The sequence below is a fragment of the Proteus sp. G4415 genome, from assembly GCF_963896075.1.
Classification (GTDB): domain Bacteria; phylum Pseudomonadota; class Gammaproteobacteria; order Enterobacterales; family Enterobacteriaceae; genus Proteus; species Proteus mirabilis.
On record NZ_CAWQOK010000015.1, the window covers coordinates 1 to 10,350 of the forward strand.

The window sequence follows — 10,350 nt, forward strand, 5'->3', positions numbered from 1 at the left end:
CAAAAAACGATCGTTTAAAACGATTTCTCTATTTTTTTTACCACATTTATAATTTTTGTAAATTTGACTTAAGTGAATATATGGCAATTTATTCGTTTTCACGAAGATTGCTATCGCTCGCTTTTGTTTTAATAAATAAAATAGTCTTATTTGGCATTTTCCAAAAATAATTTAATCCTTGTTTTTTATTATTAATAATAAAAACAGAATTAAATATTAGCTTATTTTATTAAGCTAAGTATTAAATATATATTGAAAATATAGGAACATTTAATGAAAAAGTTATTATTATCTGCAATTATTACTTCAGCAATGGCCATAATTGCTACACCTGCCCTAGCAGAAGATACTGGTACACCAGCACCAACAGAAGTTACAGTTAATGGTGGTACTATTAACTTTGAAGGTTCTGTCGTTAATGCTGCTTGTGGTGTTGATAGTAGTTCAAGTAACCAAACTGTTCGTTTGGGTCAATTCCGTGTTGCTGAATTCACTAAAAAAGGTGATGAAACAGGACGTATTCCTTTTAGCATTAAATTAAATAACTGCGATATTACTGTTTCATCATTAGCAGCAATTACCTTTAACGGTACAGCTTCTGATGGTGATGCAACTGCATTCGCATTACAAGGCAGTGGCGCAGCAACCAATGTAGCGTTAAAAATTACCGATTCAAGCAGCAAAAATGTTGTTCCAGGACAACCTTCTTCAACTCAAAAATTAATCGAAGGTGAAAACCAATTAAATTATAACGCTTCTCTTATTTCCACTGATGATACAGTGAAGGCAGGTAGCGCAAACGTTACAACTAACTTTATGGTGACTTACTCTTAATCACTTCATCACTTTTGATTGATGTCTTATCGCCAAGGACGGCCTATTTTTATCAAAAGTATTATTACTCCATATTCATTAGCTAATAAATATTTATTATGAAAAAGATATTTGCTTTTATTATTTTTTTATTCCCACTTATTGCTTATTCTAATGGTGTTTCATTAGGTGCTACGCGTATTATTTATAATTCTAATATTAAACAAACTAATCTTGTTGTGACTAATTCAGATAAAGAGAATAGTTTTCTAATTCAATCATGGGTATCTGATAATCAAGGTAATAAAAATAATGATTTTATTGTTACCCCTCCTTTATATATTCTTGACGCTAATAAAGAGAATGCTTTAAGAATTATGTATACAGGTGAACCTTTACCTGCAGATCGCGAAAGTTTATTTTGGATGAATGTCAAAGCTATTCCTTCTTTAGATGAAAAGCTTGCCAATGAAAATACACTACAAATTGCCATCCAGAGTCGGATAAAGCTTTTCTACCGTCCTAGTGGATTGTCCGCTTATACTGAAAAATATGCCAATGAAGTGACTTTTTCCTATAAAAATGGGGAGTTAATTGCCCATAATCCAACACCTTATCATATTACTATGGTCAATTTAGCCGCAGCCGACAGTCAACTTCCTTCAAGTATTATGATTAACCCATTTTCACAATTAACATTAGGAAAAGTTAATCAGAATGCTAATACCATTTCATTCCAAACCATTAATGATTATGGCGCACAGGCTCCTGTTTTAAAAAAAGAAATCGTTCATTAATCACAGCATCTTTTTCAACCCTGTTGGTCAAAAACCATGGTTAATAAGAATACTAATAAAGATATCGTTTATTTTCTCTTTCCAAGTGTCATTGCATTGTCATTGACGCTGTCCTTTTCATCATATAGCGCAAACCGATTTAATCCTGCATTTTTGGCTGACTCTCCTGATGCCGTCACCGATTTAAGTTATTTTGAAGCAGGCAACCGCATTAAACCCGGTGATTATCTTCTTGATATTGTTTTTAATCATGAGTATCTGCGTAGTGAAAATATTCATTTTATTAGTCAAGATAACCATGTTATTCCTTGTTTAAATCGAGATTATTATCAATCACTCGGGATCAATATTAAACTATTTGCTGATTTTGAAAAATTCTCGGCAAATGAATGTATTGATATTGAAAAAATCATTCCAGATTCTGTTGTTAATTATGATATTGAGAAACAAGCTTTAAATATTCAAGTCCCTCAAGCCGCGTTAGATCTGAAAGCGCGCGGTTATATTCCACCAGAAAAATGGGATAACGGTATAACAGCAGGTATTTTAAACTACACCTTTAGTGGCGCTAATAGCTGGGGAAATTCTCATAATAATAGCTACTACTTAAATCTACGTAGTGGGATCAATATTGGTGCTTGGCGATTACGCGATTATTCCACTTGGAATTCGTCAAACGGGAAAAACCAATGGAACCATATCAATACCTATCTGCAACGCAATATTGTGTCATTAAGAAGCCAATTACAAATTGGTGATAGTTATACCTCATCAACACTTTTTGACAGTGTTAATTTTCGAGGTATTTCATTAGAAAGTGACGACACTATGCTACCTGATAGCCAAAGAGGATTTGCACCTGTAGTCAGAGGTATTGCTAAAGGCAATGCTAAAGTGGTGATCCGCCAAAACGGTTATGTGATTTATCAAACCTTTGTTTCTCCGGGTGCTTTTGAAATCCGTGATCTCTATCCAACGTCAAATAGTGGCGACCTCTATGTCACCATTGAAGAAAATGATGGTAGCAAACACAGCTATGTTGTGCCTTATTCTGCTGTACCTATTTTACAGCGAGAAGGCCAAAAACAGTTTGTCATCCAAGCCGGTGAAATACGCCAAAATAACCAACATAAAAAACCTCGCTTTATACAAGGTCATCTTATTTATGGCTTACCCTATGACACCACTGTCTATGGCGGTGCATTAGCAACAAAAGATTACCAATCTTATGCCCTAGGAGCAGGTAAAAATATGGGTACCCTAGGTGCCTTCTCTACCGATATCACCTTTGCTCATAGCCAATTGCCAAATAACTCAACATCAGATGGTTATTCTTTACGTTTTCTTTATGCCAAGTCGTTAAACCAATTTGGCACAAACTTTCAATTGCTCGGTTATCGTTACTCTACTTCGGGTTTTTACACATTAGATGAGACATTAAATACGCGTATGTCCGGTTATCTGTATGAAGATAATCAAAAAAAACCGTTGAGTTATTTTAATTTGCATAATCGCAAGAAAGGGAGCCTACAAATTAATTTATCACAACAACTGGGGGATTATGGCTCTATTTTTATGATGACCAACTGGCAAAATTATTGGGGAACTAATGAGAAAAATGTCCTAGTACAAACCGGCTACAATGGCAATATTAAAGGGCTCTCTTATAACGTCATTTATAGTTATAACAGAATGATGAATAGTGGTCAGCGTGACCAAACATTGTCTGTGGGTCTTTCTATCCCATTACAATTGCTAATGCCGACAAGTTATCAATCCATCAATAGCACTTATCTCACATATAATTACAGCCACAATAATAACGGTTACTCGACACATAATGCGGGGATTGCTGGTACATTATTGGAAGACAATACCCTTAATTACAGTGTTCAACAAGGTTATAGCAATCAAGGCGGAAACTATACCGGTAGTGCGGCGTTGGGTTATCAAAGTCGCTATGGCAATTTAAATGCTAGCTATAACTATCATCAAGATGCTCAACAAATTAACTATAGCCTCGCTGGAGGTATGCTACTCCATAGTGGCGGATTAACCTTAAGCCAACCCTTAAGCGCTAATGCCATTTTAGTAGATGCTCGTAATACTGCGGATGTACCGATTGATAATGCGACAGGGGTTTATACTGACTGGCGAGGGTTTGCCGTTATTCCCTATGCTACCGCTTATCGACAAAATCGAGTGGCATTAGACACCACCGCATTACCCGATAATGTTGAAATTGAGCAAAACATTAAGCAGGTGATCCCAACACAAGGCGCCGTCATTAAAGTTCAGTTTGATGCTAAAAAAGGGTATCGCTTATTACTGACGCTACAACACCAAGGTCGCCCACTCCCTTTTGGGGCAATAGCAACTGATAAACAAAATCATCTGTCCGGTATTGTTGGCGATGATGGCTTACTCTACTTATCGGGTGTCCCTGATTCAGGAAAATTAGAGATCCGCTGGGGGCATAATGCCTCTCAATACTGTCAAGTGAACTATCAATTACCCGCCTCTCAACTTGATGAACCTTTTGTGAAAATGACACAGGAGTGCCAATAATGCACAAATTAATGCTTATTGTAGCGTTGTCATTACTGTTTACCACTAAGGGATCTGCTTACGATACATTGGTACACATTAATGCCAGAGTAACAGGAAACACATGTACGGTAGAGACAAACTCAAAACGTATTACCGTAAAATTAGGCCAAATCGCCACAAAAGATTTTATTTCTACGACGATAACGCAACAACGTACGCCTGTTATCCCTTTTAGTATTAAATTAGTCGATTGCCAACCTGAAGCCAGTGCTGTGAAGGTCAGTTTTAATGGTCGTGCCGATCCTATTGATAACGCCTTACTCGCCATTGATGCAACGGGTGCCAAGGGAGTTGCCATTTCCATTATGGATAACTTAGGAGCTTCCATCGATATTAACGATAAAAGCCAGTCTTATACCTTATTGCCTAACCAAGATAATACCCTGCAATTTTATGCTCGCTATGTAGCGACTCAACTTCCTGTTCAAGCCGGATCGGCGAATGCAACAGCAACCTTTTTACTGGAGTACCAATAATGACACGCTCTTTTTCTTTCTTCACATTGCTGGTTTCTCTTCTTTGTATCCCGAGCCAAATGGCATGGGCTATTGCAGATCCATTAGTGGTAACCCCTCCACCTATGAATTTTGATGGTGCCGCCGATGGTACTCCCGCAGGAACGCCCATCACATCAACTTGGATAGGTGAAACCTCTGTCCATAATGGTTTCAAATGTGAGAAGAAATTTTTGCAAAAATGTTGGGTTGAAACCCTCTATGCTAATGCTACTGGTTCAAAAATTAGCGGGATCTACTATTACGAAGGTAGTAATCGTTATCCTGTTTATTCACTCCCCGGAGTTAAAGGTATCGGCTATGCTTTTGGTTTAAAAGATAACAATGATAGTGTTGCTTACGTACCTATTGATGTTGATAACGGTTCGGGTGCAACGGTGATTTATCCTGCAGTAGGCTCTACCGTTAACCATAATGTGGATCGCGTTTCACTGAAAGGCAAAGTCGTCTTTGTGGTGACAGATAAACATCTTGAGACTGGCGTTTATAACATTCCATATACAGTTATCGCCAATACATGGTCTGAATATGGTGGAGGCCATAAAGGCAATAATACCTCTATCGTAGCAATTAACCCCGTCACTATTACTATTAAAGCTCGAGGCTGTACCGTAAATACCAAAAATCTCACCTATGAATTAGGTGATATCTCAATGCGAGATATGGCAGCCATTGGTTCAACATCAAAAAGTCAGGCTAAACCCATCTCTGTTACATGCGATAGTAATGTGCATTTATATGCCAGCATGACCGATCAGTCTACCTATTCTAATAATACAGATATCCTCACACTGACATCAGATTCTGATGCTTCTGGTATTGGTATTCAATTTTTCTTTAATGATAATCCAACTCCCGTGGTGTATGGCCCTGATATCAGTGCGATAGGACAACCTAACCAACGTTTACTCCATATAACAACTTCTAACAACGAAAACTACATATTAAACCTGTCAACTCGCTATATCACGACTGGGACACTAAAACCGGGTAAAGCAAACGGATTAGCCAGTCTCACTTTTTCTTATCAATAATGATTTGAATTTTTAAGGCTGATGAAATGATTGATAGCAGCAAAACGATTAATTTTCGTATAGGACAACGAATACGTCACTTGCGAAAAAATTTAAAATATTCGGGGAAACTATTTGCCAAAGAGTTAGGCATAAGTCAGCAACAACTTTCACGGTATGAACGAGGAACAAATAGGATCAGTATTGAGTTTGTTTATTTAATTACTGAAAAGTTTGATGTTCATATCAGCTATTTCTTACAAAGTAACTATATGATTAATATTGAGCAACAACGAAATATACAAGAAAAAAACAGCCTGCTGATTGCCGAGGCTTGTATAAAAAATGGCACTAATCGCCCTTAACTTAATTATCCTTTCGGTTCAAATACACACTGTCATCTATTTTATCGTTGATTTAATGATAATGTTCTCTTTTTTCTATACAAATATAAGAAGCCACCGTTTAACGGTGGCTTTTTGGTACTGATAAACTTAATTAACGACCCGCTTTCAGTTTTTGGTAATAGCTTTCGTATAAAACCGTCGCTTCACCCACATCATTTTGCCATTCGCCTTTACTGATAATCTCTTCACTAGGGTAAAGTGAGCTATCTTTTGTGATAGCTTTTGGCAATAATTTTTGTGCCGCTAAATTAGGTGTTGGATAGCCGATATTTTCAGCCACTTTTGCAGCAACTTCAGGGCGTAATAAGAAGTCGATAAGCTTATGCGCACCTTCAACATTTTTTGCATTTGCAGGAATAGCTAAGCTGTCCATCCAGAAGATACCGCCCTCTTTTGGCCATACCAACTCAATAGGAGCACCGGCTTCTCGCGCAATAAATGCAGAGCCATTCCAGATCATCCCTAGATTCACTTCTCCTTGCATATAAGGATTGGCAGGATTATCCGAATTAAAAGCCAGTACATTAGGCATCAGCTTTTGTAACTCTTTATAGGCTTCTTCAATCTGTTTTGGATCTGTGGTATTACCTGAATAGCCTAATTTTAATAAAGCCATTTGGAATACTTCACGTGCATCATCCGTTAACAGTAAACTATCTTTATATTCCGGTTTCCATAAATCAGCCCATGAAGTAATGCTACTTACATCAACTTCATCACTATTAATCCCTATCGCAGTCGCTCCCCAAATATAAGGGATTGAGTAGTCATTTTGAGGATCGAATGATTTATGTAATAAACTTGGGTCAAGATTATCAAAATTACTGAGCTTCGATTTATCAATCTTCTGTAGCATCCCCTCATGACTCATTTTAGAAATAAAATAAGTTGAAGGAACCACCAAATCATAAGCACCATCTTTATAGGTTTTTAATTTGGTATACATGCTTTCGTTAGATTCATAGGTGGAGTAAATCACCTTAATCCCAGTCTCTTTTGTAAACTGTTCCAGCAATCCTGGCGGTACATATTCCGTCCAGTTATAGAAATAGATTGTCTTACCATCATCAGCCGATGCTGTACCAATACTTAATGCCATTACACTGGCAGCAAGTACAGAGGACCACTTTTTCATTTAGGCTTCCTTCAGTGGTTGATGCGTTAATATCAAATAGGCGTAACGCCTACCTCCAACAGATTTGGTCATCAAGACCGTAAAAAGTGCGAGAAACTCGCACTAATACTTTTAAATTACGCTTTGCCAGTTCTATCTCGTAAGATCAACTGACTAATTAATACTAATACTAATGATAGCCCTAAAAGGATGGTTGCCAGTGCATTCACTTCCGGTGAAACACCCACTTTTACCATTGAGTAAATTTTTAATGGTAAAATTTCATAGCTTGGTCCAGTCACAAAAGAGGAGACAACCACGTCATCCATCGATAACGTAAAGCTTAATAACCACCCCGAGGCTACTGCTGGCATCGCTAATGGCATAATGATTTTACGTAAAATAGTAAATTCACCCGCCCCTAGATCCTTAGCGGCTTCAAGCATTTTGACATCAAAACCACTGAGTCGCGAATAGACCGTGACCACCACAAAAGGCAGACAAAAGGTAATATGCGACACCAGTAATGACCAAAACCCTAAGGAAATGCCTAATAGCATAAATAAAACCAATAATGAAATCGCCATCACAATATCTGGCGACATCATCACCACAAACAGCATACCACCAACAAACTTTTTACCACGAAAACGATAGCGATAAAGCGCCACCGCAGCCAATGAACCAATCAACGTCGCAAAGGTTGCTGAGGTGACTGCCATCGTTAATGAATGCCCTGCAGCTTGTAGCAGGCTGTCATTATTTAATAAAATGGTATACCAGTCAGTGGTAAAGCCTTTCCAGTTGATCCCGAAACGTGATGAGTTAAAAGAGTTAACTATCAGAATGATAATCGGGATATAAAGATACGCGTAAATGATGGACATAAATCCACCCCGCAATAACCGTCCTATCATTCTATTTCTACCTTCTTATGCAGTAGTTTTACGGCTCGGTAATACACAAATAGCATTAACCCCATCACCAGTGTTAAACAGATACTGGTAGCTGCCCCAAATGGCCAGTCGCGAATATTTAAGAATTGGCTCTTTATTACGTTACCAATAAGTAGGTTTTTCGCGCCCCCCATTAAGTCCGCCACAAAGAATAAGCCCATGGCAGGTAACATTACCAATAAACAACCTGCGATGATCCCCGGCATAGTTAATGGGATAATAATACGAATAAAGGTCTGTAATTTATTCGCACCGAGATCTCGAGCTGCTTCCAAACAGGGTTTATCCAGTTTTTCAATGCTGGAATAGAGTGGCAGAACCATAAAAGGTAATAAAATATAAACCAACCCTAATACTACCGCCTCTGGGGTATAGATAATCCTTAGCGGTTTATCGATAAGCCCTATCCACAATAGAAACTCATTAAAATAGCCTTTCGTACTAAGAAAAATCTTTAACCCATAAATACGAATAAGTGAGTTAGTCCAAAAGGGAACTATTAATAAAAACAGCAGTAATGGTTGTATTTTCTTAGGCATTTTTGCCAGAAAAAAAGCAAAAGGATAACCTAATATTAAACAAGCTAAGGTCGCTACCAATGCCATATTAATAGAGTGCAGTAATACTTCTGCATACATTGGATCAAATAAGCGATAATAGTTATCGAGTGTAAAAACCATCTCGACTAAATTCGCATCATCACGGGTTAAAAAACTGGTGGCGATGATCATGATATTCGGTAAGAAGACGAACACCATTAACCAACCCACAACACCAGTAATAACGATGTTTTGAAATAGTTTACGTGTTTTCTTCATCAGCCAGCACGACCTCCCAGCTCTCAACCCAAGTTACCGCTATCTTTTGGTCTAACGAGTGATCAACATCCGGATCATCTTCATTAAAGAATTCACTCACCATCACCATCTTGCCATTTTCCATTTCAACAACAGAATCTAGCGTCATGCCTTTATAGTTACGTTCACGAACATAACCGATAAGTCCCGGAAGGTTTTCAAGATCGTGTATCTCTTCAACGCGCAGATCTTCTGGTCTGAGTAACACTTTCAGTTGCTGATTTTGAGTAACAGGTAATTGCGTATAAATATCGCATTCGTGCCCTTCAACATCCGCTCTAATACGTGTCTCATCAATACGATGTAGGACACGTGCATCAAAGATATTGATTTCACCTATAAATTGAGCAACGAATAAGTTAGTTGGCTCTTCATAGATTTCTCGAGGCGTGCCGTCTTGCTCAATACGCCCTTCTTTCATTACCACGATCCTATCTGACATAGTCAGTGCTTCTTCCTGATCGTGGGTGACGAAAATAAAGGTGATCCCCAGTTTTCGTTGTAAGGCTTTTAGCTCATTTTGCATCTGCTTACGTAATTTGTAATCCAGAGCAGACAATGATTCGTCTAACAACAATACCTTCGGCTTATTGACCACCGCCCGTGCAATCGCGACGCGTTGCTGTTGACCACCAGAAAGGTGAGCAGGACGGCGTTGGGCAAAGTCCTCCAGTTGCACCATACGTAACGCTTCCATAACGCGACTATTGATCTCTGCAGCAGGTGTTTTCTGCATACGTAGACCAAAAGCCACATTTTCAAATACGGTCATATGGGGAAACAGGGCATAACTTTGGAAAACGGTATTTACAAAACGCTGTTCTGCTGGAATATGGGTAATATCCTGTCCATCTAGGATAATTTGTCCATCATCCGCGTCTTCTAAGCCCGCAATTAAACGTAATACCGTCGTCTTACCACAGCCTGAAGGGCCGAGTATGGTTAAAAACTCGCCATGGTTGATAGTCAGATCGAGGCGGGAAATGATTTGTTTTCCGTCGAAACCTTTACTTAAGGATTTTAATTCGACTAGTGGTGTCAGAGATGTTTTCTCAGTCATTTAAGGTAATACTCTATCCCGAAGAATAATGCAGATAGAACCGCCGCCGGAAAAGACTGTGTGAGCTGCCGGAGCAGTATGCTCCACAGAAGCCCAAAACCAGCAACGCCGTATGTATAGTACAAGGGGCAAATGATAAACGTAGTGAGGTAAAATTGAAAGCAAAAAGGTACATTTCTTATGAAAAACTATTCATTTTTAAGCTTTT

General features: G+C 38.4%; 10 protein-coding genes. 6 read left to right on the forward strand and 4 right to left on the reverse strand.

What is annotated here, in order from left to right:
• Positions 1–273 precede the first annotated feature (273 nt).
• The 6 genes from AACU95_RS01505 to AACU95_RS01530 all read left to right on the forward strand — a co-directional run bounded on the left by AACU95_RS01505 (position 274) and on the right by AACU95_RS01530 (position 6,113).
• The gene (locus tag AACU95_RS01505; RefSeq protein ID WP_004245878.1) at positions 274–834 is read left to right on the forward strand and encodes a fimbrial protein; all 561 of its coding nucleotides are present in this window, start codon (positions 274–276) and stop codon (positions 832–834) included.
• Between the two features lie 98 nt (positions 835–932).
• Positions 933–1,610 carry a fimbrial biogenesis chaperone gene (locus AACU95_RS01510; RefSeq protein WP_036977012.1) on the forward strand — a complete coding sequence of 226 codons (678 nt, stop codon included), beginning with the start codon at positions 933–935 and terminating at the stop codon, positions 1,608–1,610.
• A gap of 36 nt (positions 1,611–1,646) precedes the next feature.
• The gene (locus AACU95_RS01515; RefSeq protein ID WP_012368487.1) at positions 1,647–4,178 is read left to right on the forward strand and encodes a fimbria/pilus outer membrane usher protein; all 2,532 of its coding nucleotides are present in this window, start codon (positions 1,647–1,649) and stop codon (positions 4,176–4,178) included.
• Positions 4,178–4,696, forward strand: coding sequence for a fimbrial protein (locus AACU95_RS01520; protein ID WP_012368488.1), 519 nt, complete (start codon positions 4,178–4,180; stop codon positions 4,694–4,696). The genes AACU95_RS01515 and AACU95_RS01520 overlap by 1 nt, the downstream gene beginning before the upstream one ends.
• Positions 4,696–5,769: a fimbrial protein gene (locus AACU95_RS01525; protein WP_004250113.1), complete on the forward strand. Its 1,074-nt coding sequence runs from the start codon at positions 4,696–4,698 to the stop codon at positions 5,767–5,769. Before AACU95_RS01520 ends, AACU95_RS01525 begins: the two co-directional genes overlap by 1 nt.
• 26 nt (positions 5,770–5,795) lie before the next feature.
• Positions 5,796–6,113: a helix-turn-helix domain-containing protein gene (locus AACU95_RS01530; RefSeq protein ID WP_004245886.1), complete on the forward strand. Its 318-nt coding sequence runs from the start codon at positions 5,796–5,798 to the stop codon at positions 6,111–6,113.
• Between the two features lie 133 nt (positions 6,114–6,246).
• On the opposite strand, the gene potD is transcribed toward AACU95_RS01530, so the two are convergent.
• The 4 genes from potD to potA all read right to left on the reverse strand — a co-directional run bounded on the left by potD (position 6,247) and on the right by potA (position 10,142).
• A complete protein-coding gene (gene potD / locus AACU95_RS01535) occupies positions 6,247–7,290 on the reverse strand; it encodes a spermidine/putrescine ABC transporter substrate-binding protein PotD (RefSeq protein ID WP_004245887.1) in 1,044 nt (347 codons plus the stop codon).
• 116 nt (positions 7,291–7,406) lie between these two features.
• Positions 7,407–8,186, reverse strand: coding sequence for a spermidine/putrescine ABC transporter permease PotC (gene potC / locus AACU95_RS01540; RefSeq protein WP_004245888.1), 780 nt, complete (start codon positions 8,184–8,186; stop codon positions 7,407–7,409).
• Positions 8,183–9,043, reverse strand: a complete 861-nt coding sequence (gene potB, locus AACU95_RS01545) for a spermidine/putrescine ABC transporter permease PotB (RefSeq protein ID WP_004250112.1) — start codon at positions 9,041–9,043, stop codon at positions 8,183–8,185. The genes potC and potB overlap by 4 nt, the downstream gene beginning before the upstream one ends.
• Entirely contained in the window at positions 9,027–10,142 is a 1,116-nt protein-coding gene (gene potA, locus AACU95_RS01550; RefSeq protein ID WP_004245891.1) for a spermidine/putrescine ABC transporter ATP-binding protein PotA, read from the reverse strand. The genes potB and potA overlap by 17 nt, the downstream gene beginning before the upstream one ends.
• Between the last annotated feature and the right edge of the window lie 208 nt (positions 10,143–10,350).